Source organism: Paenibacillus sp. IHB B 3084, assembly GCF_001447315.1.
In the GTDB taxonomy this organism is placed as follows: domain Bacteria; phylum Bacillota; class Bacilli; order Paenibacillales; family Paenibacillaceae; genus Paenibacillus.
Window position 1 is genome coordinate 2,821,846 of record NZ_CP013203.1, and the last position, 26,009, is coordinate 2,847,854.

Below are 26,009 nucleotides of genomic sequence, written 5' to 3' on the forward strand. Positions count from 1 at the left end.
TGAATTTGCCCGTAAGGTCTTACGATCTCAAGGGTCTAAGGCAATATTCCAGATGCGAAAGTTAGTTACCAAGCAGTCTGACTTCATGCACCGTTGGGGTATACCAGTTGTTCGGGTTATTAAACAGCACCGCATTGAAGAGATTAATCCGCACGTAGCGTGCTTGAAAGTTAACCTTATCACTGGTAAATCCATACGTAGTATTACTGGTACGGTCAATCGTGGAATAGTTAGTTCCATCGGTGCTATATTCAATTTTATACTTATAATACGCCTCAGACCCTTTGTACATAAACCAGGAAATATCTACTTCGCTGATTGTCTTCGTGCTGCCCAGATCAACCTGCCACCAGGCGGGCCAGGATGCAGATGCGGCCTTCCATGAGGTTTGGGCGTTGCCGTCATTCGCCAGCGAAGCCGGAGAGCCGGATGCGACTGAGTTAGCAGTCGCCGTTTTGCCTTGCGCGTGATTCACAAGCGAAGGCAGAATCACGTTGCCTGTCGCGGCATCCAGATCCCAACTGCTGTACCAGTTCAGCGTTGCTGTTTTACTGGAGTCATTCAGGGTCAGCGGTAGCCATATGAACTTGTGGTCGCTCAGATTGAGCGGATTCCAACGGTCGCCCATATAAATGTAGCTGGTGCCTGCGCTCCCTGTAATGGTGGCGATGGAGTGAATCTGTGAGCCGTAGGCCGCCGGGTCACCGAAGGGTGAAAGAGCAGACCAGCTTCCCGTCATGGAGCTGGCGGTTGCATAAGCACCCTGATTCGGATACCAGCCGGATGCCTGCGAGGTAAACAGATAGTAGGTGTTGTTCTTTTTTACAACAGCAGGGGCTTCACGGTAACCATTCTCGAAAATCCAACCAACAAAAGATTGCACGCCCATATAATCGTCGGTCAGCTTGAAGATCGCCATCGTATCGTTGGCTCCGCCATTTTTGCGAGAAGCGGTAACGAGGTAGCCACTGTCGTCCGTATCCGTGAATACGGTCATATCGCGGGATTCATAATTCAGCGGGCGGAAGCTGCCTTGATAGGCAAAAGTTCCGTCTGGTGTATCGCTGGTAGCAACAGCTACGCGACCTAGCGAATAATCGGTGCCATTTTCATAATGAGCCCATAGCACGTATTTTCCGGTTGCTTTGTTATAAATGACCTTGGGACGCTCAATTTTGCTGGAATTCAGCTCAGGGGCGGAATCCTTGGTGAGAATACTGCTGCGGAAGGACCAATTTTTCAGATCGGTTGAGGTATATACGTTCACTTTTTCGAATTTCCAGTTCTCGGCATGCTCGCCGTACCAATAATAAGTGGAGCCTACTTTTAGAATATTGCCGCTGTTCGCCTGAATCGGATTACCTGCGGTATCTTTCCAATCCGTTCCGTTTGTAATGGCAGTGCTTGCTGCTGCGTTCAGCGATAGTGCTGCATCAGCATGAATGGTATCCAAACCATTCAGCGCTTCGACTCCGTAGGTTGCATGGGTCACACCTGTCGAATCGGCATGTGCTGCATTCGGTTGAAGCCCTGTACCGACCACTGCAAGTATGATGCATATCCATGCGCCCAGCCATTTGCTATTGATTAACTCCACGATATCATCTGCCTCCCTTAATGCGGATAGGATGGGCCAGAAGGGCTTGTCGGCACCTCATCTTCGATTTTATCTTAATTGGAAGCGTTTACAAGTGGAATAAATTGAAGTTTTTAGAATGGTGAAACCGTAAAGGGGAAAGGTCATTGCTTATATTCTGGAATGTTTATGATTGTGCGTTTTGTCATTGACACGTTCACAAATTATTTCAAATTTAAAGTGACTGCAATCACATTAAAGGCTACTTTATGTGGGTATACTGGGCTGTAAATGGAGGGTTAACGATGGGGTGCATATGTTGAAACACCCTTTGTTCATCTTATTTTGGAGAGAAGAGGGATACAAAGATGCTGAGTGAGCAAACCATTGCAACGATAAAATCGACTGTACCTGTCTTGGAGGTGCGCGGAACTACGATCACCAAGCGTTTTTACCAAATGATGTTCGAGGCTCATCCCGAGCTGCTGAATATATTCAATCACGCTAACCAGAAGCAAGGACGTCAGCAAGGGGCGTTGGCCAATGCTGTATATGCGGCTGCACAGCACATTGATCGTCTGGAGGAAATCCTTCCGGTGGTGCGGCAGATTGCACACAAGCATCGCAGTTTGGGAATTAAGCCTGAGCATTATCCTATCGTCGGAAAATATCTGCTCGCTGCGATCAAGGACGTGTTGGGGGATGCGGCTACAGACGAGATCATCGCCGCATGGGCCGAGGCCTATGGTGTGATCGCTAATGTATTTATAGACGTGGAAGCTGAAATGTACAAGGAGGCTGGACAGCAGCAGGGAGGCTGGTCAGACTTTAAGAGCTTTGTTGTGCAGAAAAAGGTCAAGGAAAGCGACCAAATTACGTCCTTTTATCTGGTGCCGCAGGATGGACAGGTGCTGCCTGAATTCGAGCCTGGGCAATATATCAGCTTAAAGATGGAAATTCTGGGCGAACACAATACCCACATTCGTCAATACAGTCTTTCGGATGCACCGGGCCAACCTCACTACCGGATCTCCGTAAAGCGCGAGGATGAAGTAGGGTCCCGTCCGGCAGGTAAAGTATCCGTGTATCTGCATGAGCAGGTGCAAGAGGGTGATGTGCTTCAGGTATCTGCACCAGCGGGTGATTTTACGCTGGATCGGGCAGATCGCAGACCTGTCGTACTGATCAGCGGTGGGGTCGGGCTAACACCGATGGTCAGTATGCTGGCTTCCTTGGTGAAGTCTGCCCCGGATCGCCCCGTCACCTTTATCCATGCAGCAGTCAATGGGGATAACCATGCTCTGCGTAATGAGGTGGAAAAGCTGGTCGCCGCACATGCACAGACCGCAGTTCGGTGGTGTTACAGCAGACCAACCGAGCAGGATCGGCTGGCACAGGCATTTCACAAGGAAGGCCGCTTGGATCTGGCCTGGTTGCAATCCGTGATACCGGAACGTAATGCGCAGTATTACTTTTGCGGCCCTGAGGCGTTCATGCAATCGGTGTATGGTCTGTTGAAGGAGTGGAATATTCCTGCTTCGGATATCCACTATGAATTTTTTGGCCCCGCCAGTGCGTGGGAAGCCGAAGCGCAGTGAGGAGTTTAAAAAGGCGAAGGATAGTTTCCTTCGCCTTTGTTGATCATCACGTTTGGAGTTTATATTAATGCTGTTCGTGTTACTTAAGTGCTGTTAATCCTCAGACTGTTCCGTCCTGACCGGGAGGTCGCAGAAATGCTGCACGATGCGGCATATACTGGCGTAAAGCCTCCGGAATACGGATCGCCCCGTCCTCTTGCTGGTGATTCTCCAGCAGCGGAATCAAAATACGGGGTGAAGCAACTGCCGTATTGTTGAGCGTGTAGGCATATTGCAGCTTGCCGTTCACATCCCGGTAGCGGATGTTGGAACGCCGCGCCTGAAAATCAAGCAATTGGGACGACGAATGCGTCTCGCCATAAGCCTGTCGGCTAGGCATCCATGTCTCAATATCCACCTGCTTGTAGGTTTTTTGTGCCATATCGCCTGTACAGACGGCCATTTTGCGATAAGGCAGCTCTAGCAGTTGAAGCAGGTCTTCCGCATTGCGCGTAATTTCCTGAAACATCTGCTCCGAAGCGTCCAGACTGGCTTCGCAGATCACCACCTGCTCGACCTTGGCGAACTGGTGCACACGATACAGTCCGTGCACATCTCTTCCGGCCGAGCCGACCTCATTACGGAAGCATACCGATACGGCCGCCAACCGGATGGGGTCCGTAACGTCCACGATTTCACCGCTGTAATACGAGACAAGCGGAACCTCCGAGGTACCGACGAGCCATTGATCCTCTCCTGCGATACGGTACGTCTGATCCACCCCGAGCGGGAAGAAGCCAGTGCTGTGCATCGCCTCGGCGCGTACCATCAGCGGAACGTCCAGCAACTGAAAGCCCCGTTCGGTCAGCAGGTCCACAGCAAGCTGCTGTACTGCCCGGTGCAACGTGACTCCGGCTCCTGTCAGGTAGTAGTTCCGGGTTCCGGCTGTTTTGACGCCGCGGGGAACGTCGATCAGGCTGTGAAGCTGACCGAGCGCCATATGATCGCGTGGCTCAAATCCCAAATCGGGAATCGTACCGATCCGCTCCAGTTCTATATTATCCTCATCCGATCTGCCCCGTGGTGTATCAGGCGAAACGATATTAGGAACCAGAAGCATGAGCTGTTGAAACTGCTCCTCCACTTCCCGCTGCGGGGCTTCCAGACGGTCTAACTGTCCGTTAATTTCTTTGACCCGCCGCTTGGTTTCTTCCACCTGATCGCTCTTCCCGGCATGAATCAGCGCGCCAATATCCTGACTACACTGATTCCGCGTCTGACGGAGTTGCTCCACTTCCTGAAGCAACTGCTTTCTCCGGTTATCCAGGGTGAGCAGCTCTGCAACCGAGACCTGTATTCCTTTTCCATTTGCTGCTGCCTGAACCCGTTCCTGATGTTCTCTGATCCACTTGATATCCAACATGACACCGCTCTCCTTTTCGGATAAAAATACAAAAAGCGCCCTCATCCACATGGGACGAGGAGCGCTCTGATCTCGCGGTGCCACCCAAATTGACCGGACAGCATGACATATGTCATGACTCTCCAATCCACTTTGCTCCGCTATAACGGGCGGGTGTCCGGTTTACTTAGGAATACATGTTCATCTTGTACACTCATGTATGTTCCTTGGCGTAAACGCCTCCGAGTTGGATGCTCTTCACGGGCGTAATGTCGTTTGCTTTTTTGTTAGTATACGGATTTTTGGCAGGTTAATCAAGCTACAACAACTTTTTAAGCTGCGATATACGGCCTTGCGACACGCCAAGCCATTGTGCATATTCGCCCTGCTTGGCATGGGGATGTTCATGTACCATTTTTCTTAGACGCTCGACTAATCGTTGTGATGATTGGTTGACTCTCTTTCCTTTGTACGCAGGTTTCTTAACCATTGGAGCAGGAGTGCGACTAACGCCTATATTTCCTTTTATCTCTTGTATACATTTTTTACATAAAAGTGAATTTCTAAAATAGGTCAGATCTTCGTCAGCATTACATAGATTACAGGCGACTCCGATATACTTTCGCATACTCAAAAAACCCGTTTCAATATCCATATAAAATTCTAAAGGATCGCCAACATCGATACCCATAGACATCCGCATTTCTTTAGGAATAACGATTCGTCCTAACGAATCTAAAGAGCGAGTCATACCTGTATTCTTCATCATGATCCCCTCCTTCTTCATCTGTCTTGGCAAAGCTCATTCCTCCAGTTGGGCACTTGCCTGATAGAACACTTGTTGTATGAGCTGGCTTATGCGAGCTTCTGAGATACCCAACATGCCAGCATATTGCTGTTGTGTGGCATGTGGATGGCTTTCATATAGATCTAAAAGAAGTTGGGCCATGATCTCTTTGGGTTGAAAGGCTTGTACACGCATAGATACGGTCTTGAGCATATAGCTGCAATTTTTACATATGAGAAAGCCTTTGAAACCACTTAATTCTTCGGTAGAGAGACAAAAATGACAAGACTGCCCATAGTATCTTTGTAGTAATAGCGTACCTGTCTTTTCATCTGCAAAAAATTCAATAGAATGACCGTGAAGAATATCGCATGTATATAGGATTTGCTTGGGAATGACCAAGCGCCCTGTAGGGTCTAAGTTTTTTGTCATTTTTACATGAGGCATTGCCAAAAGACCTCCTATTACCAAGATAAAAAGCAATAAAATAGAAGTATTTATTGTTATTCCAAAAGGTGGTATCATCAGGAGTAGTCAAAACTTTTATCATATTATAAGTTTCCAAAATATATTTTTAAAAAAAATGTGTATCATATTAAAGTTCACGCTGAAAGGGTGGTTTATTCATGGAAATCACACCTACGATTAGAGCAGAATTAGAAAGATACCTCAAACAAGCAGGCTTGAGCATGACCGAGTTTGGACACATTGCTGGCATGAATCCGGGTACAGTAAGCGGTATTGTAACGGGCAATCGTACCATTTCGGTGCACCAATTGGATCGCATTACGTTAGGAATGAATTTACCAGCAGACCATTTCTATGAAAGATATATTGAAGAAAGTGTGATAGATGCACCGCTGAACTGGAAAAGAATTAGCCCGTTCTTGTACCGCTGTGTGCAGTTTCAGCGCATAGACTGTTTGCAAAAAGTAGTAAGTGTGCTGCTGGATAATCTGGGCTATCTTCCTTATCTCTTTGCATTAGCAGAAGATTGTTATAAACAAGATTATCGGGAAGCAGCGGCTTACCTATACGAGAATGTCGCTGAGGGCGAAAAACAGCAGCATTCGGAACGACTTGCGATCTGCCAATATCGCTTGTTCACCCTTGCGATCGGAAAGGATCAGAATCGCAATATGGACGCCGCCGCCAAATTTGAATCGTTTGTCCATCGCTTGCATGAAGTCGACCAACTGGATGCGTTGAAGGATTTAGCGAATGTGTACAGAGCATTGAGCCAGTGGGACAAGGTATATAAGTATGCAAAGCAGATGGGACAATTAGGACTGGTTCAATATGATTTGGTTCATAACTCCAAACGAAAAGCAACAGAGCCGCAAAAGAAACCAACTTCTGGCCCATTGTTTGCATACATAGCCTATTCCGAGTTGCTGTGTGCTCATGCCTGTGATGCAAAAGGAGACCATGAGCAGGCATTAGCACATCTTCGGGGGTATGCCGATCTAAGCTGGGTCAAGGAAACTGACCCGGACACGCTTCATTGGTTGGGTCAATTCCAGCATTGGGCGAAAATTAATACGTATGTGAATAAGCTAATGTCAGGAGATGTGAGTGTCCTGCCGGATTACGTAGAATATATGGCAGGCGAGAAAGAGATTTTTGCAGAACTCTTAAACGTTATTGAAGCAGCCAATCGTTATCATATTGATGTGGATCATATCCTTCGGCGCTTTGAACCTCAAATTACGGCGTATCAGGAAGTATTATCTACGGATATGTACACACAACAATTCTTACCACAGCAGTATGCACGGTTTTGGTATAAGATGGCTAAATACAGCTTGAATAAAGGTAGATATTCATATGGTTTCGAGTGCCTTTTAGTTGCTTGGGAACATGCTCTTACAATGAATAATCAACTGATTATTTCAAATTGTGTACGATTATTTGAGCGCTTTAGTGTGAATGCTGTTCTTGAAACAGGAAGAAAACTTCAAAAAATGTGGAAAGAAAATGATCAAAAAGATGGCTTTGCTCTTGACAGCAATTAGCTTTGTACTGGTACTCGTACTACCAGTTCAGGCTAAAGATCCTACCCTGGGCACATTTAAACCGCAAGAACACATTGGTGGAGCTTGATCCGAGCACTATTTCATTACCATTGACCAGCCTAGACGCTGGTCTTTTTTTGCTATATTTTGCTGATTTTTGATTGCTAAAATAGCCATTCATATTTCCACATTCCATCCTAAAATGAGATACATTAGGAGGGAATGCGCTATGAATACAGATGAAACGTTAAATCAACAGTTGGAAGATGCCCGGCAACGATTGCATGATCTGTACAAACATTATGGTTTCGGACATGCCTGTGTGCTTGAACAGTCTATGTTTTTGGATGAACTGATTAATCAGTACAACCGTATGTTTCAGACCAAGAAGCTGACCCAACTGATATAACCCAACATCCTCATGCTTTCAAAGCCACATCACCTACATTGTTTTTCTTGCCTTAGCATGACGCCTGGTTTCGTTCAAGTAAATAAAACAGATGCCGTTTATGCAAAACTATTCCTCCTCTCATCTAACTAATATAATCATTCTATATAATGGCTTTTTTAAAAGAAAAATACATTAACATGTCATAAAATGTAATTAATTCTGGAGTGATTAGGTAAGAGTTAATGCACATATTAATTTCAAAAACCAACCAATGACCAATAAAATCTATCCTTTGACCTAAAGGAAATGGCAATGCAAGCTTGTTAAAAGTTTGTGAGGTTAGCTATCTAGGAGAGGGGATTCATTTATAGGGGATTATTGAACATTTGCGTAGAAAAACAGAAATCGTGTGATATAATTATTATTGAAATAATTACCACTAATTAAAAATTTATGTATTTCAGTAATGCAAGATGTATACACCTCCTATCTACTTCAATAGTGCATAGGAATTTGTATAAATATCATTTAACAAGGTATTTAAGCTACTTGTTTGGAGAGGAGTCTTGGCTGTGAAAATGTAGTGACATACGAAGCAAGATCAATCGGGAGAGTGACCGGGTCAAGGGCAGCGAAAATGCCACCCAAGACCGAATGTGGGCATCAGGGGGGATAAGAGCGCCCGGTCAAGAAGGGAGGGGATATAAGTGTCTGGATAATGAGATGATGGATCACCTACTTTTTTGCATCATGATCCTTCCAATAAAAATAAATACAAAGAACAATTAAGATCAGTGGGAATAAGTAAAAAGCATCATTAAATCCTGCGGAACTGATGTGTTCTAGATAGTATAAAAGCCAAAACATAGACATGCTTGATATTAAAGCTATGGTACCGCTTACGGAATACATGTATATCTCTCCTTTATGAAGTGTGATAAAACGCCTGTAAAACAGATGTTAATGTCATCATTATAATGTAAATATATGACCAGGAGGAAATCTTATGAAAAAATTCGCGATTATTCTTTCTGCTTTACTGCTTTTTGTTGTAGGTGCTCCTAACATTTACGCAGCACAAAATGATGCAGCAGTACCCCAACCTGATGTTGTTTCTGCGACTATTGTGGTCGATGGAGCCTATAAAACTGTTTCTTTGGATAACGGCGATGTAGTGTCCTTTTTGACAAAAGAAGATTATGATTCATACGTAGCTGCTTCAAATGATAAGAATACCACAGTCCAGTTAGAAGCTGTCGACTCTGTAATACGGCCTTCGAGTACCCATATTGAAAACACGTTTATTTCAGGTACTACAAGAGATCACCAATTTATCAATTATCATAAGAATACTCCTTACTGGGCCAAAGCAAGTAATTATACAGTTAATAGTGGCGAAACCTATACCGCTTCTACTATGCTAAAATACGACGATGTATCTTTTACTGTTGGAGTTTCGTACTTGTATTCAGTAGCAACGCAAATCCCAGCAGACCCGAGTAGATTTAGTAGACTAGGGGTTTCGGCTGACTTAACTCTTAAAAAGTATAGAGCCGTCCAGTATGATGATTACACTGGACAAAGAATAAGCTCATGGGATTTTGTCGCTACGAATGTTCGCAATACTTACCTTGCACCTGCTTACCAATAACAACCGGGTAGGACAGCAACTTTCTGATTTTTTAAAACAATGCTACTGAAAAACAGAAATGTCACGAAGGACGTCTCCGGAATTGATCTGGGGCGTCCTTTTTAGTTCGTGAGATTCTGAATGTTCAACAGTTACACTTCCTATCCTATTCTTCCAATAATAGATAGAATTTGTCACGCCTATTGACTTTTCTTATCAGGAAATAGGTTTACAAAATAATTAGAATGGATGTGTGGCTGTGAAATTCAAAGCGGCAACTTGTGGGCTCATTATTTTGGCAGTAAGTGCTAGTGTATTAACTGTTGTTATTACAAATAGTGTGCCTGCTGATCACGATGCTCCTATTCCAAATGAAAGCGTTACTTACGATCCTGTTCCCTCTGCTGACGTACTAGACAGACTTTATCATCCTGATAAGATTTCTGCGAATACATCCACTACGGCGACTCAAGATGTCGGTACAACAACTACTGGTGACCATGTAGTAACTCCGCAAAACGTCGGAAATACTTTCGGCAGTAGAGTACAAGGAGGTGCAACTGTCCAAAGTTCCTTTGATGTTCCTAGAGGATATGGCCATGTTAAACTTACTCTGAAAAATAACTCTAGTTATCCAGTTAGAGTAAGTTTATTGCACAATGATTCAGGTAAAGAGTACATCTCTGGAACAAGAATCTCGCCTGGCAGTTCAATTACTTGGAGAAGTACTGATGAAGGTTACACAGACGGTTTGCGTTCAGGAAGCTACACTCTTCAATGGCGTGGTGGCGATTATAACGTTAATGCGGAATTCAATGGAATTGCCGGTTCACGGCCTGCGGATATCAGATAGCTTAACGGCTATTGTAACGAAGCAGAGAAAGCCCCAACCTTCATCTATTTATATCAGAAAAAATTGAGGATTTGGGAAATCTCGAAGACGCTACAAATAGAACTCACTATTTTAGATTCTTGTATCATCGGGCTGTTTACTATACTAAACAGGCCTGTTGATTAACCATATTCTGAAACTTGAAACGAGCGAAAACACTCCCTATAACTATCAATTTTTAACTAAAGACTAGAAGAAAAAAAGTAAGTGAATACTCTAAAATCTCTGCCAACCAATTAAGGTTAGCAGAGATTTTACTATTTTATGGGCCAATTCGGGGTTAGTAGTATGGGGAGAGACTTCATTTGGACACGGATGATGTTCTCCGTTATATTATTTTTTTTCTCCAAACAAGCTATAGAACAATAAGCAGCCAGACAACATAAATATTAGGCTAAGACCAGAGAATAGATAATTTTCTACCAAGTAATAAACTATAACTAAAAGTGAAGGTAGAAAAGCCAAGAAAAAAATATCCCTTTTAAATGCTATTTTCAGACCTCTTACGAAAATTAATGAAAAGTATATTCCTAGTAAAAAATATAAAATCCATTGATATGTTAAATACGGTTGGAACTTATAAGTAATAGACATTTGTTCTTGAAAGAAATATTCTGAATTTTTAATTAATTTTACAAAAAGTATAAAACCAAGAATCCATGCAAATTTAAATATTATTTTCATTTATTTTCCTCCTGTGTATTGCCATTTGTATACTTTTAATGTATAAATAATATCATAACATACATTAGGAGGAAAATTAATAAAAAAAAGCTAATTATCATGTCGGTTGTGACTGCTCTTTTATCAATTCCATCTTTTGCTTTTGCAGATTCAAATGGTGTTAGTACAGAAAAACCAGCTACATATCAAGTTAACCAAGCTACAAATGTGGATGAAATCATTAACCGTGCTGAAAAAGGAATCACCGACTTGGATATTGGAGATACTGTTACAGAATCTACATACAGTATTGATGGACAAGTTTTTAACGTTAAGACTTATAAAACTGCCAAGTTGGTTGGTAATGAAGTGAACAGATCATTCAGTACTCTCAACACAAAGCAAAGTAATGAAGCGAATATTTATGCTGTTTCTGCGGCAGCAGTCTATACCAGTTCAAACTATGAATCAAAATCAGATGATAGTTACTCAGTGACTACTTATTCTACTATCTATATTTTAAAAGAAAATATAGATGAAGGAGTTTACGCCAGCCTAACACGTGTAACTGGAGGATGGAAAATTAATGACTATACTACTCCGGTTTCAATAGGATTTAAAAGATATCGCATGGGGCAAAATGGAGTTAACAGAAACGGTTCTACATTTGATCAAAATGTTAAGGCTATAGCTATAACAAATCCTGGACCTAACACCTTTGATCAAAATGTAAACTATGGCTGGAAACCAGTTGCTTTAGGTCAGAGGGATTTTCTCAAAGCCTTAGTTGGGGTAACAACTGAAGCAGAAATAACCGTTCATGGAAAATCTTTAAAGTTGATTTTAAGTAACAATTATAACTACTAAGATATTTTCTTTCCCTGCTAGCAATTCGCTAGCGGGGATTTTTTTATGTATAGAGTAGGAACGAGTGTGTTTGTAAATAATCCTTGTGAGAACAGAAGATTGTTACACAACGCGAATAGATTGGGAAAGAAGTTTGAGGGGAACGGAATATTCGAGAGTTCGCGGATCATCATTCCAGAACACAAGGAAGCTTATTTAAAGCTTATGAAAAATCGCCGAATGCCTCCGAAATATGATCGGGATATCTACAAAGAACGCCACTTGGTAGAATGTTTCTTCAATCGAATTAAATATTATCGTCGAATTGCTTCACGATTTGAAAAATTAGCTTGTACCTTTCAAGATTTTTTGACGTTGGCTTCCATCATGATTTGGCTGACTTAACTCTTAAAAAGTATAGAGCCGTTCAGTATGATGATTACACTGGACAAAGAATAAGCTCATGGGATTTTGTCGCTACGAATGTTCGCAATACTTACCTTGCACCTGCTTACCAATAACAACCGAGTAGGGCAGCAACTTTCTGATTTTTTAAAACAATGCTACTGAAAAACAGAAAAGTCACGAAGGACGTCTCTGGAATTGATCTGGAGCGTCCTTTTTAGTTCGTGAGATTCTGAATGTTCAACAGTTACACTTCCTATCCTATTCTTTCAATAATGGACGGGATTTGTCACGCCTATTGACTTTTCATATCAGGAAATGGGTTTACAAAAGCAACAACTTGGGGGCTCATTATTTTGGCAGTAAGTGCTAGTGTATTAACTGTTGTTATTACAAATAGTGTGATTGCTGATCACGATACTCCTATTCCAAACGAAAGTGTTACTTACGATCCTGTTCCCCCTGCTGACGTACTAGACAGACTTTATCATCCTGATAAGATTTCGACAAAGGATGGATTGTTTGTAAAAACACCTCAAGCTGAACAAAAATTCAGTCAAGATGAAGTGGTGTACGATGTTTCAGAGGCTACAGATAAAATCAAAGTAATTATTGCGTATGACGCTACTTATATCAAGGAAGAAGATAACAAGTAAATTTGTATCCGGAAGGCGGCTCCATTGGGTTCGTCTTTCGATGTTAGGTTGATATGACATGTCTAACAGACGGAGATTCGTGAAGTCGTTCGTCATGAGCGATCGGAAGGCCAGCAAGAAAAAGATATTTTAGGAAAAGGCCGAAAATGGCGAATTTTGAGAATCGGAGGGTTGGCTTTTGTACAAAGGGTTTTGGACACATGTGTGGGGGATCGTTCGGATTTTCGGCGTAAGACGGTCAAAATGAATCCAGACGACGATCAGGCGTGGAAGCAGCTAGACGGGATAGAAACTATTATTATCTGCCTTTTTCTGTACGCCTAATAGATTCGATAGCTTTCCTCCAACCCAAATTTATTCGAAAAATTTTTGCATTAACTTTCCATTGTACCCGCTAATAATCTCATATGAAACAACGCTATTTTTAGGAACGGTCGAATTGTATTTATAGACTACTAAATTTTTTCCTCCCAATATGGTTAATCCAAGTTTTCTTTCTTGTTTTGATCTAATAGTGATCCAGTACAAGTCGGACGAGGGAGTACTGAAATTGGATTTTTTCAGCTGTAATTGCGAAAATAAATTTATGATTTGATTAATTGATTTAGGGTCTGACATAGTTATTTTTTTTCATTTGCAGAATTATCATCTGATTTAATAATTTCAATTGTGTCAATTTCCCCTAAATTTACTTGTCCCAAAGCTGCTTCTTTAAAAGATATAGTCATTTTAGATGTAAGAATGACTCCTGCAACGACTATTATTACAAGAAGTATTATGAAACTTAGGACGTATTTTTTTTGTATTTTCATAAAGTCCTCCTTATAAATCATATGTACATAATATACCATTAATATCAAACAAATTACCATAAACATATATTAAATCTTCATCACATCAAATAATTCAAAAAATTTGTATTAATGTAAGGGGAAATGCGTACAAAATGCAGGGTTTTGGACACATGTCAGCTAAGTAATGCCATAACTCTCCAATCCACCGAGTCATTTGGCCCTGTGGTGTTTCGGTCTTCCAGTATATTACGGATGGTATCCAGCCCTTTGGATTGTCCCATGGCGAGTGGGCCTACAATTTCTGTACCCACGACGTACATATGCTTGTTGCGGACAGCCTTTAGGCCCTTCCATACTGGATTCGTCTCCAGCTCCTTCAAGCTCGTTGCCGTTTTTTTCGTGTAGTCTTCCCCAACGAAAATATAATCCGGGTCGATTTTGCTGATTCCTTCCAGGCTGATTTGACTATTATTCTCCATACTCTCCCAACCTTTGAAGCCCAGATGCTTGTAATAAGGCTCCATCCGTGGACCCGCGAAATAGTAGAAGCCTTTGTCCCATGTCATCATAAATATGGCGATTTTACCCTTTTGTCCTTTTTTATCCAGGTCTGAAGCCAACTGGTCCAGCTTGTGATTGTAATCTTGAATGTACTGCTCCGCCTTTTGTTCTTCAGCGAGGGGGGCGGCTACTTTGGTAATCGTATCCTGCCAATTTTCCGATCCGGGGACAATAATCGTCTTTGCGATTTTGGAGAGCTGATCATATAAAGCCTCGTCCTGATCAGAGATAATAATAAGATCCGGTTGTAAGGCAAGAATGCGCTCCAGGTTAATCTTATCGCCAAGATTTTGAATTTTATTCTGGCTGGTATACGGTTGGTATACTTTAAAGTTTTGCAGTGAAGACAAGCCTACCACCCCGGATACAGCATCTTGTTCACCGATGGCAAACAGATGCTCAGCATATGGGAAGTAGGTAATGGCAATCCGCTTGGGTTTGGACTAGATGACGGTTTGGCCTTTAACGTCAGTAATTGTTTTGGGAAAAGCGGGGGGCTATAATGCTTTTTTAATTTCATGTAAAATGTAATGATTACCATAATGGACAGTGATGGAGGGAAACATGAAGGATTTTAAAGATCGTTTACATACGATCCGCCAAGAGCAGAGCAAGCTGCTTAAGGAATATCAGACGTTAATTGCGGACTATGAAGCCTCGGATGTCATTCTGGAGAATGAGGTGCTACGGAAGAAATTCGAGGATGTTCAGGCCCGCTGCCTTCGACTGGAAGAGCGGGTACAACATATCGAGCAGGAAAATGGAAAGCTGCGCACGGCGCTGACGGAGCAAATGCTGAGTGAGAAGGCCAATATGATCCGCATCTCGCGTGAAAAGCTGGAAACCTATTTTGCTTCCAGAACAGCAGAAGGGACGAACCGATTGACTGCCTTTGAGTACGGGGCTAAAAATCGTGTAGACCAGCTTATTCAGCAAAGCACTCATGAGCTTAAAGAGGATCAGGACGAGATCGTCGCCAGATTGCGGCAGTTCTCGGAAGAGATCCGTGAGCGGATCATGGAGCAGCGCCGACGTTTCCAAGAGGCTGAGCAAAATCTACTTCATCATACGGCGAACGGGCTGGACCAGCTTCAAGAAGAAGAAATCAGCGAAGAAACGATGCAGAAGCGCATGAAGCAGAATCAGTTCGAAATGAAGCTGGGCTTGAACTGGATCAACAAGCTGGGGATTTTGCTCATTATTTTAGGTGTAGGAGCTGCCTTTAAATATTCATATTCCAACTGGTTTACAGGAAATATGAAGGGCGTGGCCTTCTTTCTGTTAGGAGCGCTGATGCTGGGTGGCGGCGAGTGGTTGTACCGCAAACAGAAGCAGACCTTTGCGCTCGGGATATTGGGCGGCGGTATTTCGGTGCTGTACGGGTCGATTTTTTACAGCTACTTCTTACTCGAAATTATAGGAATGTTTACAGGCATTGGCCTATCCGTGCTGGTTACAGTGACTGCTGTGCTGCTGTCGTTAAGGTATGAATCCCGAACGATTTGTTCTTTTGGATTGGTAGGGGGATATCTCCCGTTGTTTTCCTACATGGCGGCGAACGGGCTGGAAGGGAACTCGGTTTACATCGCCATGGGCTACCTGTTCCTGCTGAACCTGCTGATTCTGCTCGTATCCTTCCGCAAACGTTGGGTCGTCGTGCAGTATATCAGCTTTCTGCTGAATACGCCCCTGATGATTGTACTGGTATGGTTGTCGGATAGCACGGCTGCAAGCATGTTGTATGCAGTTATTACATTTGCAATGTACCTCGGGATGACGCTATGGGTGCCGTTCCGATTAAAAGAAAAGCTATCGTGGATAGACTTCTCTCTGCTGGCTCTGAACACAGTTGTAAGCTGTGCCGTGCTGTACTCTCTGTTCGACGATGCGGGCCTGGATGGTTACAAGGGCTTGCTGGCACTCGTCTTTTGCCTGGTATACGGGGGCTTGGCGCAATGGGTCAGCCGATTTATTCCGGAAGAGAAACAGACGAAGGTGCTATTTTATGCTACCTCCCTGACCTTCGCCATTCTGATGATTCCGTTCCAGTTTGGAGTCAAATGGCTGTCGATGGGCTGGCTAATCGAGTCCGTTCTCCTGACGTTGTATGGCAACCGTTATCGGTTGAAGGAATTGGAGCGGGCGGGCTGGGGCATTTTATTACTATGTATGGGTGCGTTCTTTTTCGTCGATCTTCCTATATATCTGCTGTCGGGATTTGAGACGGATTATTTTGGGCTCAAATACACGCTCATTACGCTGGGTATGCTGATCGTTACCGTCTTTTATGCGATTCAATTCAGCCGCCCGGATGCTTTCAAAACCAATCGTTTGTACGAAATGCGTATTATGCAAGGGTTTAAATATGTAGCTTTGGTGAACGTGTACTGCTATCTCTTGTATGAAGCCGGGCATTGGTATGACATCGTCGTATCGGACGGATTTTCACACTATACCTTGTACAAGGTATTGCTGTACACCTGCGTATCGCTGGTTTTGGCTTATTTCCTGCCTAAGGTAAAGCTGCTGTACGATCGGGTGATTAAATACTACAGCCTGGTTCTATACATCATAGGCTATGCGTTGGGACTGTTGGTTACCGTAGCGGTTCCGACCTTGCATGAAAATTACGCGCAAAATACGGCTGCTGATTATGTAGCGTTGACGGTACTCGCAGCTTTTAATGTATTGGTCTTCTTCAGCAGCAGGGATTTCCTGAACGCTTTGATGACACGCCATTATAGAAGCACAGAGTTGTATCCGGTCATTATGGGTGTATATTTGCTGGGCATTATTACTGCCTTCCTCGGAGTTCAGTTCCGTCTGGGGGATGCAGGTCTCGCATTCAGTCTGGTGTATCTATTGCTGGCGATTCTGTATATCGTATACGGCTTCCTTAAGCGGGTAGTCTATATTCGCAGATTCGGCCTGGGATTGACCCTGCTGTCGACAGGTAAGCTGCTGCTGTATGACCTGCATCTGTTAACGACAGGAAGCACCATCGTAGCTTACTTCTCCTTTGGTGTGGTATTATTGGCGATTTCGTATATTTATCAAAAAGTATCGAATCGCATGGGAGAGGCCATTATAAAGAAGGATGTTGAAGGAGAAACGTAGTTTTTTGTAGGATTATGTAGATATCCGACAATATGAAAATAAATTTGATAATAGTGAAAAATATTGTATGACCTTACATCCTACTTACGCTATAATGAGAAAAAATTATTCATGTACGCATGCTAATGTTTATGCGGAAGTAGAGAGAATGAGGGGGATATAATGAATTTGAGCAAGGGGCAGAATAGCCTGAACGATAAAAATGAACGCTTCTCGTCAGCCGGGTTCATATTGGCAGCGATCGGGAGTGCGGCAGGACTAGGTAACATTTGGAAATTCCCATATATTACTGGACAGTATGGCGGAGCTGCATTTTTCTTGTTGTTTATTGTCTGCCTGTTGCTGGTTGGTTTGCCTGTATTGCTGGCTGAGCTGGCGCTTGGTCGAGCGGGCCGAGGAAGTGCTGCTTCTGCAATGGTAAAAGTAGGCGGTCATCCGATTTGGGGCAAGATGAGCATCATGTTTGTTATCGTGCCGTTTGTTATTTTATCGTTCTATGCCATTGTAGGAGGCTGGACACTGCATTATGCTGTAGAGGCATTTAGCGGAAATTTGTTTTCAAATAAGGATTTTGCTGGACAGTTTGCTTCCTTTTCTTCCGGCTACGCTCCGTTGGTTTGGCTGTTAGTCGTTTTTGCATTTACGGCAGTCGTGGTTACCCTTGGGGTATCGAACGGGATTGAAAAGTTCAATAAAATTTTGATTCCTGCCAAGGTTATTCTGTTGCTCGTGTTAATGATAAATGCTCTTATGCTGCCAGGCTCTGGTGCGGGTGTATCCTTCTTTCTGAATCCTGACTTTTCTAAGCTTAGTATAGAGTCTGCATTGGTTGCTTTGGGACATGCCTTCTTCTCGCTCTCACTGGGGATGGGGATTATGGTCACGTACGGTGCTTATGTGGATCGTCGCCAATCGCTGGGTGGAGCCATGCTGGCAGTTGGTGGCGGGGATTTAATTTATGCGTTTATCGCAGGTATGATTATTTTCCCTACAACCTTCTCCTTTGGTATTAACCCGGCTCAAGGGCCGTCTCTGGTCTTTATTGCTTTACCGGCTGCGTTCTCTGCCATGCCTTTCGGCGCTTTCTTCGGCGGTTTGTTCTTCGTACTGCTGGCGGTTGCTGCATTAGGTTCTATGGTATCCTTGCTGGAAGTACCCGTAGCCTATGTTATGGAGCGGTTCCGTTTGAGCCGGGTTCGCTCGGTTATCGTCGTATCTGTCCTGTGCCTGTTGCTGGGTATCCCTTCTGCATTGTCCATGGGACTGGTTCCGGAATTAAAAGTTGGCGGCAAATCATTCTTCGATTTCGTTGACTTCACAGCTTCCAACATCTTCTTGCCATTAGGCGGCTTGTTGATTGTTATATTCACAGGCTACTACTGGAAGACTGCGGGTGAGCAGGCGAATCTCAAACCCTTCTGGTTCCGCATATGGCTGTTTGGTCTTCGGTATGTTGCACCAGTCCTGATGTTATTGGTATTCCTGCATACCTCAGGCATCATTAAATTTTAAGCTCAAATCAATAAAAAGGCATTTTCTTCCGAAGGGAAGAGATGCCTTTTTTTGTATATCTATCAGTGGTTACCTAACTGTGGAAAGGAGTGATATAATAAAAACATTGTCATTAATTTTAACTTCAATGAAATCATTACGAATATGAAGTTCTATATAATGAACGAAAAGGCTACAGAGCATCGCACAAAACGATGTGCAGGAGAGGGAAAGGGCAGAAGAGCATTGAAACAGACAGGGAGCTTGAATTTGCATGAAGGATGGCGGCTGAAATGAAGTCTAATCCGTTGCCATCACAACGTCGGTATATGCCGGGTCTGGACGGATTAAGAGCATTAGCGGTTATCGCAGTCATTGTGTATCATCTGAATCCGGATTGGTTGCCGGGAGGCTTGTTGGGTGTAGGCGTTTTTTTTACGTTGTCGGGGTATTTAATCACGGATATTCTGGTAAGTCAATGGGATACATATCATAGTTTCAAAATGAAAGATTTCTGGTTGCGTCGGGCCAGAAGGCTGCTGCCTGCCATGCTGACGGTTGTAGCTGTTATTGTCCTGTGCTCGTTGCTTTTCGATCCGTCACGGCTTGTAGCCTTGCGCGGAGATGTGCCTGCCGCATTGGTATATATGAGCAACTGGTGGTTTATTTTTCATCAGGTATCGTACTTTGATAGTTTTGGTCCGCCTTCGCCGCTTGGACATCTGTGGTCGTTGGCAGTGGAGGAACAATTCTATATCCTGTGGCCGTTGTTGCTGGCGCTTGGGCTGAAATACATGCCCAAGCGTATTGTGCTCGCAGGCTGGGTAACTTGCCTGGCGTTGATCTCTGCGCTGCTGATGGCAGTGATTTACGTGCCGGGAACTGATCCGAGCCGGGTGTATTATGGCACGGATACGCGTGGATTCGCCCTGCTGATCGGTGCCGCGCTTGCCTTGGTATGGCCTAGTAGCAAGCTGAAAGTGCAAGCGTCTGCCAAGGCACGGTTGCTGTTGGACGGCATCGGGGCTGTAGGCCTGCTACTGCTGTGTCGCTGGGCATGGGCCTCAAATGAATATGACCCTTCTTTGTATCGGGGTGGCTTACTGGGCATAGCTTTGGTCACTGCTATTGTGGTCGCAGTGTTAGCGCATCCGGTGAGCCATCTGGGGAAGCTGCTTGGACTCAAGCCGCTGCGCTGGATCGGTGCCCGTTCCTACGGGCTATACCTGTGGCATGTTCCGGTTATCACCCTGACGACACCGCAGGTGGATACCGAGGGTGTGCATGTGCTGCGAATCATTTTACAACTATTAGCAACGGTACTGCTGGCTTCCCTCTCCTTTAAATATATCGAGGAACCGATCCGTCACGGAGGATTCCGTCGCTGGGTTGCAGGAATCCGTACAGCGGTTCGCAGACAGGCACGGTGGAGGTGGTTGCCTGCAACCGCGGCATCTATGCTTTTTATAGGAGTTCTTATAGGCACCATTCACCTATACGTGGCGTCTACTGACGCAACCACGCAGGCAGCAGCGGCGAATGAAGAGAATCCAAGCAGGAAGACGAAGGCGATGCCGCCGCTTCACGGAACCGTATCTGTGGCTTCGAAGGAGCCGAAAGCCAAGCCGCAAGGTTCCGGGGGCAACAACGTGCAGGACAAAACTAAGGTCCAGGCTCTAGCCCAAACGCCAAAGAATACGGAGACTAAAGCTGGCACTACGGAGGGGACTAAGGTTCAGTCGGATACTTCGACTCAACAAGCTACGCCCAAAGCAGATGATGGCTCAGGTGTGACCGCGATTGGGGATTCTGTCATGCTGGATGTGCAGGCGTACATTCAGCAAGCTTTTCCAGGCGCTGTTGTAGACGGGCGCATCGGACGACAGATGGCGGAAGCGCCTGCTGTGCTGGAGCAGTTGAGACAGAATGGACAGCTCGGGAAGACAGTCATTATTGAGCTGGGCACAAACGGCGCTTTTACCAAGGATCAATTGACCGATTTGCTCGCCAGTCTGAAGGATGCGAAGCGTATTATCCTCGTGAATACCCGTGTCCCGCGTCCGTGGGAGAGCATCGTGAACAGGCATCTTGCAGAAGCTGCGTCCCAGGATACACGGATTACGATGATCGACTGGTACGGAGCCAGCTCGGGCAAAAACTCGTATTTTGAACATGACGGAGTTCATTTGAAGCCCAAAGGCGCCAAAGCCTATGCATCTTTGTTGGCCCAGGCTTTGACGAAGCAATCTTAAATGGCAATCGTTGTCAGGTAGCTGTGATGCGCAAATATCACGGCTCCTTTTTATTTTATTGAGCTATTTCAGTTGGTTTCTTCTATCTTAAATATGAATTGTTATTTATATTTTCGTCATAACTATTCAATTTTAGAAATCGGGTGGTGAAGCGGGTTTTCGTTGGTGTGACAAGGATCGACGGAATATGACAATTTTCAGGGAATTCCACTTGTGATTTTTGAAGCCTAAAGGGTAACAACTCTTTGCTATTTGGCTACAATTTTTAAATTTTCATTCTACTTATTTATGGTAAGGTTACCTAGACGAACATGCCTGATTTCGGGAAATATTAATTGTGGTGGGGGTACATAAGCTAATGGAAAAGAGTTACACACATAGCAGGACAAGAGAGCATCGCTTGAAGAGAAACAAAAGAAGATTGCTATTCGTTGCTATTTTATTATTCGTGATCGGTTGTATTACGCTCATTGTGCTAAAGGTGTCAGATAGCAAACCACCAGCCCAAACACTGGAGCAAGCTAAGAAAACAGATACCGTATCCAATGCCAAACCAACAGGTAAACCGACTGCCGAATCGAATGGTAAAGCAGCTTCACATAAAGACGAGGCCGGAGTGGAAGACGTAGCCTTTGTCGAAAAATATTTAAACCAACAAATGCTGGGGCAGATGCCTGATGGAGCCGATGGTAAAAAAGTAGCTTATTTATCTTTTGATGATGGGCCATCCGTGACTGTGACACCTCAAATATTGGATATTCTTAAAAAACAGAAGGTTAAGGCAACCTTTTTTGTCGTAGGCAAGGAGGCAGATGAGAATGAACATACGAAGAACATCATCAAAAGAATTGTTGCAGAAGGTCACGCTATAGGGAACCATACGTATTCACACAACTATAAGTATTTATATCCTCACAAGACTGTAAGTACGAACAACGTCATGCAGGATATTGAAAAGAACAACCAAACCTTAAAAAGTATTCTGGGTCCGGATTTCTCCACAAGAGCGATCCGATTCCCCGGAGGTCATATGACGTGGAAGAAAAACGATCCCAAGGGTATGGGCGCATTAGATGCAGCTTTACTAAAAAAGGATTACCACCAAGTGGACTGGAATGTATTAACTAAAGATGCAGAGGGGCCATCCAAGAAAGCGAACGGACTCATAAACCAATTCATAAAGACTGTTAAGGGTCGGGAAAAAGCCGTGATATTAATGCATGATACCTATGGTAAGGAAGAAACAGCAAAAGCTTTGCCGACAATCATAGAATATTTAAAAAAGCAGGGATATGAATTTAAGATTATGAAGTGAATATATGTTTAGGTTGCTTCCTTTTCGAAAACTACCTATACTATAAGTAGAGAAGTAAAGAAACAAAGAAAATTTGTTTCTCGGAATAGAATGGGTGGAAAAGGGGGAGTATACTATGGTAATAGCTAATGAGGCGGTGGAACGAGTGGAATGGAAACGTGCGCGTGTCTCGCAAAAACGCCAAGTCACAATACCTCAAAAACTGTATGAACAGGCTGGAATTAAGGATGAAGTGGAATTCGGGATCAAAGGAAATAACATCATTATTCGTCCTGTACGTGAAAATACTGCGAATGACCATTTTTCAGATCTTATCTTAGCTGATCTCATTAAGGAAGGGTACAAGGATCAGGAACTGCTTCAAAAATTCCGTGAAAGACAGGCTGAGCTTCACGGGGCTGTAAAGTCATTAATTGCTGAATCCGGAGAGGCTGCCCGTAATTTTAAATCTGGCGATGATGATACGGATGAACTATTTGGCGATGTGGTGGAGGATTAAATGCTTCCAGTCACATACTTAGGTCCTGCAAAACGATATTTTAAAAAGCTTTCTGAAAGACCATTAAAGTCAGCCTACCTGGATGCTATTACAGCCATACGACTTGATCCCTCCATTGGAGAGCACAAAACAGGTGATCTAAGCGGAACTCTTGGCTACAATGTATTTTATAAAGGTACCAATTATGAAATTGCGTATCGGCTAGAAGAAAATGAGGAAGGCGAACTCATTGTAGTCATATTGGCCGGTTCCAGAGAAAATTTCTATGAAGAACTCAAGCGTTACTTGAAAAGCTGAAAACTTTAGATTTCAAAGAAAAAATGATAGATAACAAGAAAAGGACGAGGGCCATTGGCCCCGTCCTTTTCTTGTTATAGAAGGTATACAAATCGTCCGCTTTAGAGCTGTTCCGCTTCAGCCATCGCCTGAATGAAGGCTCCGATACCTTTGGGATCGTTCGTCACAATCGGCTCGCTGATATAGTAAGCGAAGGTACCGTCCCGACGATCTTTACCGCCCAAACCGCTTACTTGCACCGTTTTGTTCAGATTCACGAGTCCTTCTTCGGTAATCGTGATAAATTCATCAATAATGCCTTTACGGATGATCTCCGCTTCTTGACGATAATGCTCTGGGAGATAACCTTTGCGAACGCCTTTGGCGATAGCATAGAGAATCATGCAGGAAGCGGAGGCTTCCAAATAGTTGCCTTTCACATGGCCCAGGTTGAGCACCTGATAAAAGACTCCACTTTCTTTATCACGTACTTTCAGCAGAGCTTCCAGTGTTTCCGTCAGCATATCGAGCAAGGCAGGGCGATCTGCGTGATCTTCTGGAATATAGTCCAGCACGTCAACGAGTGCCATAACGAACCAGCCGATAGAGCGTCCCCAAAAGTTCTTGGAGCAGCCTGTTTGCGGGTTGCTCCATGGCTGTTCAAGCTTCTCATCCCAAGCGTGGTAGAGCAGGCCTGTTTGAGGATCACGCGTATGTTCATAGCAGAGCTTGAATTGTAAGGTAACATCGTCAAACTCTGACGGATCTCCAAATTCGCGGATAAATTCAGCGTAGAACGGGGCACCCATGTACAAGCCGTCCAGCCAAATTTGATACGGATAAATTTGCTTATGCCAGAATGCGCCCTCGCTTGTGCGAGGGTGTTTTTCCAACTGACTGCGTAATTGGTAAGCTGCCTTTTTATATCGTTCGTCTCCTGTGGCACGATACAGAGAGAAGAGCAGCTTTCCGTTATTCACGTGGTCAATATTGTACTCATCTACTTTATAGCCCTGAATCACGCCATTTTCGTCAACAAAATGATCCATATGTTTTTTTACAAATTCCATATACTTGGGATCGCCTGTCAGTTCGCCAACCCATTCCAGACCTCTGTAAATAACGCCGTGGTCATATTCCCATTTTTCGTAAAACTCCGGACTCCGCTGTAGAACAGAATCGCTCATACGTACAGCCCAAGAATCTGTTTTTGTAGGATTGGTTGTCGGTTGTGATGTTGGATTTGCCATGATACAGTCACCTCTATGGAAAATATTTGATTGGTAATCGTTGTTTGTGCTTACATGGAAGGCGTATGTGATTTGGGGTCAGCAGGTTTGTTCTTGAAACCTACATTATTGTTGCCCCAGCACCGGTCGTAAGTAAAACCTGTCAGATCCTCGAATACTTTTCGAGCTTCCGGTTTGGCTGACTTCATAGAGCCGCCGTTTTTGAGACGATCAATTTCGGTAATCAGCTTCTTGTGGCTGTCGATATCCAGCTTCATCACGAGAGACGCAATCATACCGATGATCGCCAAAACGATGGTTCCAACGACGAGCACGTAAAATATAGCATGCTGAGCTGCGACCGGCTGACTATCAGCCCCGGATACGAATCCGAAATGCTGTAACACCCAGCCAAGTATGAAGACGACGACGGCTCGCACCATTTTACCTGCGAAAGTCATCATACCTGCATAAATTCCTTCCCGGCGACGGCCAGTCAGTGCCTCATCTACATCAGCAAGGAACGTATATTGATTCCAAGGAATATAGTAGACCCCGCCTGTACCCAGACCCATAAACAGTGTGATGACATATAGCCATACCATCGTATTGGAGGCTCCCGTTATATAGAGCAGGCCGTAACCCGCTACGCTAAAGCAAACGACGACGAGTGCGGCGATAAAAGGCATACGGAACCCTTTGCGCACACAGAACTGGATGAAGAAATAGGTGGAAATTAATTGAATGACAGAGTTAAAGCTATTCAGATTAGATACCAACTCCGAGCTTTGGAACAGGGAAAACACAATAAAGTACGTAAAGGCAGAAGTGAACAGCCACTCGGCTGAAAAGCCGCCCAGATACATGCCCAGATGATGACGGAACGTCTTCACCCGGAAGGTCGAGGAAATATCAATAAACAGCTTTTTCATGGAATCTATAAAGGAAAGCGGAGCTTCACCTTCCAGTTCCTTTTGCAGTTCCTCCGTAGGGCGTTCCCAAGAGTTTTTGTACAAAAATGCCATTGCAATGAGCAAGATACCTGCAAACACGAGTCCGGTATAAAAGAAGGGCAATGGAGAGTCTTTGCCATACTCAGCGATAAAGCGACCAGGGATAAAAGCGGCGGCAAAATTGGCAATTTTACCGAACATGGCCTTCCATCCGGTCAGTCTGGAGCGCGCGCCGAAATCGCGAGTCATCTCTGCGGCAAGTGCTTCATAGGGCACCATGACAGAGGTATACACCAGTTCAAACAGCACGTACGTACTTAGGTAATACCAGAAACCCAACCCATCTACCCAAAGCAACGGATATACGAGCATCAGTGGAATACCCATCATAATGAAAAAACGGCGTCTGCCGAATTTACGGCCCAGGCGGGTTCGATGAAAGTTGTCGCTAATAAAGCCCATGATCGGATTGCTGACTGCATCGATGATGCTGGCAACGGAGAAAATGGCTGCGGCCTGAACGGGAGACAGTCCGCAAAAGGTTGTATAAAAGTACATTAACCATGCGCCACTAATAGCAAGTGCACCGCTTCCCAGCATGTTGCCGCTTCCATAGGCGAGTGTATGTTTCATTGTGATTTTCGTTCCATGATCTGTTCACCTCATATTTTTCTGGTTATGA

At 44.2% G+C, this 26,009-nt stretch carries 22 protein-coding genes and 1 pseudogene; 14 read left to right on the forward strand and 9 right to left on the reverse strand.

The annotated features are described in order from the left end of the window. Positions 1 to 61: 61 nt before the first annotated feature. Positions 62 to 1,597, reverse strand: coding sequence for a family 43 glycosylhydrolase (locus tag ASL14_RS13275; RefSeq protein WP_442953152.1), 1,536 nt, complete (start codon positions 1,595 to 1,597; stop codon positions 62 to 64). A gap of 347 nt (positions 1,598 to 1,944) precedes the next feature. On the opposite strand from ASL14_RS13275, the gene hmpA reads away from it, so the two are divergent. Beyond that, positions 1,945 to 3,174, forward strand: coding sequence for an NO-inducible flavohemoprotein (gene hmpA, locus ASL14_RS13280; RefSeq protein ID WP_134911924.1), 1,230 nt, complete (start codon positions 1,945 to 1,947; stop codon positions 3,172 to 3,174). A 100-nt stretch (positions 3,175 to 3,274) separates the two neighbouring features. On the opposite strand, the gene serS is transcribed toward hmpA, so the two are convergent. From serS to ASL14_RS27370, 3 genes are all read right to left on the reverse strand, one after another. Continuing rightward, positions 3,275 to 4,576 carry a serine--tRNA ligase gene (gene serS / locus ASL14_RS13285; protein WP_134911925.1) on the reverse strand — a complete coding sequence of 434 codons (1,302 nt, stop codon included), beginning with the start codon at positions 4,574 to 4,576 and terminating at the stop codon, positions 3,275 to 3,277. Between the two features lie 298 nt (positions 4,577 to 4,874). Next, a complete protein-coding gene (locus tag ASL14_RS13290) occupies positions 4,875 to 5,321 on the reverse strand; it encodes an AbrB/MazE/SpoVT family DNA-binding domain-containing protein (protein ID WP_134914540.1) in 447 nt (148 codons plus the stop codon). 36 nt (positions 5,322 to 5,357) lie between these two features. After that, on the reverse strand, positions 5,358 to 5,789 hold the full coding sequence (locus ASL14_RS27370) for an AbrB/MazE/SpoVT family DNA-binding domain-containing protein (protein ID WP_189338154.1): 432 nt from the start codon (positions 5,787 to 5,789) through the stop codon (positions 5,358 to 5,360). A gap of 179 nt (positions 5,790 to 5,968) precedes the next feature. On the opposite strand from ASL14_RS27370, the gene ASL14_RS13300 reads away from it, so the two are divergent. The 4 genes from ASL14_RS13300 to ASL14_RS13315 all read left to right on the forward strand — a co-directional run bounded on the left by ASL14_RS13300 (position 5,969) and on the right by ASL14_RS13315 (position 10,231). Continuing rightward, a complete protein-coding gene (locus ASL14_RS13300; protein WP_134911926.1) occupies positions 5,969 to 7,357 on the forward strand; it encodes a helix-turn-helix domain-containing protein in 1,389 nt (462 codons plus the stop codon). 229 nt (positions 7,358 to 7,586) lie between these two features. Further along, positions 7,587 to 7,766, forward strand: a complete 180-nt coding sequence (locus tag ASL14_RS13305; RefSeq protein ID WP_134911927.1) for an aspartyl-phosphate phosphatase Spo0E family protein — start codon at positions 7,587 to 7,589, stop codon at positions 7,764 to 7,766. Positions 7,767 to 8,754: 988 nt separating this feature from the next. Then, positions 8,755 to 9,399: a hypothetical protein gene (locus ASL14_RS13310; RefSeq protein WP_134911928.1), complete on the forward strand. Its 645-nt coding sequence runs from the start codon at positions 8,755 to 8,757 to the stop codon at positions 9,397 to 9,399. Between the two features lie 238 nt (positions 9,400 to 9,637). Then, positions 9,638 to 10,231, forward strand: coding sequence for a hypothetical protein (locus ASL14_RS13315; protein ID WP_187644847.1), 594 nt, complete (start codon positions 9,638 to 9,640; stop codon positions 10,229 to 10,231). 372 nt (positions 10,232 to 10,603) lie between these two features. Here the strand turns inward: ASL14_RS13315 and ASL14_RS13320 are convergent, their stop codons facing one another. Next, positions 10,604 to 10,954 carry a hypothetical protein gene (locus ASL14_RS13320; protein ID WP_134911929.1) on the reverse strand — a complete coding sequence of 117 codons (351 nt, stop codon included), beginning with the start codon at positions 10,952 to 10,954 and terminating at the stop codon, positions 10,604 to 10,606. 99 nt (positions 10,955 to 11,053) lie between these two features. On the opposite strand from ASL14_RS13320, the gene ASL14_RS13325 reads away from it, so the two are divergent. The 3 genes and pseudogenes from ASL14_RS13325 (at position 11,054) to ASL14_RS13335 (ending at position 12,840) form a co-directional block, all read left to right on the forward strand. After that, positions 11,054 to 11,800 (forward strand): hypothetical protein, encoded by a 747-nt coding sequence (locus ASL14_RS13325; protein WP_134911930.1) that lies wholly within the window; start codon positions 11,054 to 11,056, stop codon positions 11,798 to 11,800. A gap of 120 nt (positions 11,801 to 11,920) precedes the next feature. Beyond that, a pseudogene (locus tag ASL14_RS29565) lies at positions 11,921 to 12,010 on the forward strand (YolD-like family protein); the annotation flags it as partial. 530 nt (positions 12,011 to 12,540) lie between these two features. Beyond that, positions 12,541 to 12,840: a hypothetical protein gene (locus tag ASL14_RS13335; protein ID WP_223263978.1), complete on the forward strand. Its 300-nt coding sequence runs from the start codon at positions 12,541 to 12,543 to the stop codon at positions 12,838 to 12,840. A gap of 620 nt (positions 12,841 to 13,460) precedes the next feature. On the opposite strand, the gene ASL14_RS13340 is transcribed toward ASL14_RS13335, so the two are convergent. Next, entirely contained in the window at positions 13,461 to 13,652 is a 192-nt protein-coding gene (locus tag ASL14_RS13340; protein ID WP_134911932.1) for a hypothetical protein, read from the reverse strand. 155 nt (positions 13,653 to 13,807) lie between these two features. Continuing rightward, positions 13,808 to 14,623 (reverse strand): ABC transporter substrate-binding protein, encoded by an 816-nt coding sequence (locus ASL14_RS13345; protein ID WP_134911933.1) that lies wholly within the window; start codon positions 14,621 to 14,623, stop codon positions 13,808 to 13,810. 136 nt (positions 14,624 to 14,759) lie between these two features. Between ASL14_RS13345 and ASL14_RS13350 the strand changes: the two genes are divergently transcribed. The 6 genes from ASL14_RS13350 to ASL14_RS13375 all read left to right on the forward strand — a co-directional run bounded on the left by ASL14_RS13350 (position 14,760) and on the right by ASL14_RS13375 (position 23,166). Beyond that, positions 14,760 to 17,312 (forward strand): DUF2339 domain-containing protein, encoded by a 2,553-nt coding sequence (locus ASL14_RS13350; protein ID WP_134911934.1) that lies wholly within the window; start codon positions 14,760 to 14,762, stop codon positions 17,310 to 17,312. A gap of 162 nt (positions 17,313 to 17,474) precedes the next feature. Then, a complete protein-coding gene (locus tag ASL14_RS13355) occupies positions 17,475 to 18,824 on the forward strand; it encodes a sodium-dependent transporter (protein WP_134911935.1) in 1,350 nt (449 codons plus the stop codon). Between the two features lie 272 nt (positions 18,825 to 19,096). Next, positions 19,097 to 21,055, forward strand: coding sequence for an acyltransferase family protein (locus ASL14_RS13360; RefSeq protein WP_134911936.1), 1,959 nt, complete (start codon positions 19,097 to 19,099; stop codon positions 21,053 to 21,055). 358 nt (positions 21,056 to 21,413) lie between these two features. Then, on the forward strand, positions 21,414 to 22,370 hold the full coding sequence (locus ASL14_RS13365) for a polysaccharide deacetylase family protein (RefSeq protein WP_134911937.1): 957 nt from the start codon (positions 21,414 to 21,416) through the stop codon (positions 22,368 to 22,370). A 115-nt stretch (positions 22,371 to 22,485) separates the two neighbouring features. Continuing rightward, on the forward strand, positions 22,486 to 22,869 hold the full coding sequence (locus ASL14_RS13370) for an AbrB/MazE/SpoVT family DNA-binding domain-containing protein (protein WP_134911938.1): 384 nt from the start codon (positions 22,486 to 22,488) through the stop codon (positions 22,867 to 22,869). After that, the gene (locus ASL14_RS13375; RefSeq protein ID WP_044644232.1) at positions 22,870 to 23,166 is read left to right on the forward strand and encodes a type II toxin-antitoxin system RelE/ParE family toxin; all 297 of its coding nucleotides are present in this window, start codon (positions 22,870 to 22,872) and stop codon (positions 23,164 to 23,166) included. A gap of 101 nt (positions 23,167 to 23,267) precedes the next feature. On the opposite strand, the gene ASL14_RS13380 is transcribed toward ASL14_RS13375, so the two are convergent. Continuing rightward, on the reverse strand, positions 23,268 to 24,395 hold the full coding sequence (locus ASL14_RS13380; protein WP_134911939.1) for a glycoside hydrolase family 88/105 protein: 1,128 nt from the start codon (positions 24,393 to 24,395) through the stop codon (positions 23,268 to 23,270). A 50-nt stretch (positions 24,396 to 24,445) separates the two neighbouring features. Then, a complete protein-coding gene (locus tag ASL14_RS13385) occupies positions 24,446 to 25,960 on the reverse strand; it encodes an MFS transporter (protein WP_134911940.1) in 1,515 nt (504 codons plus the stop codon). Positions 25,961 to 26,009 lie beyond the last annotated feature (49 nt).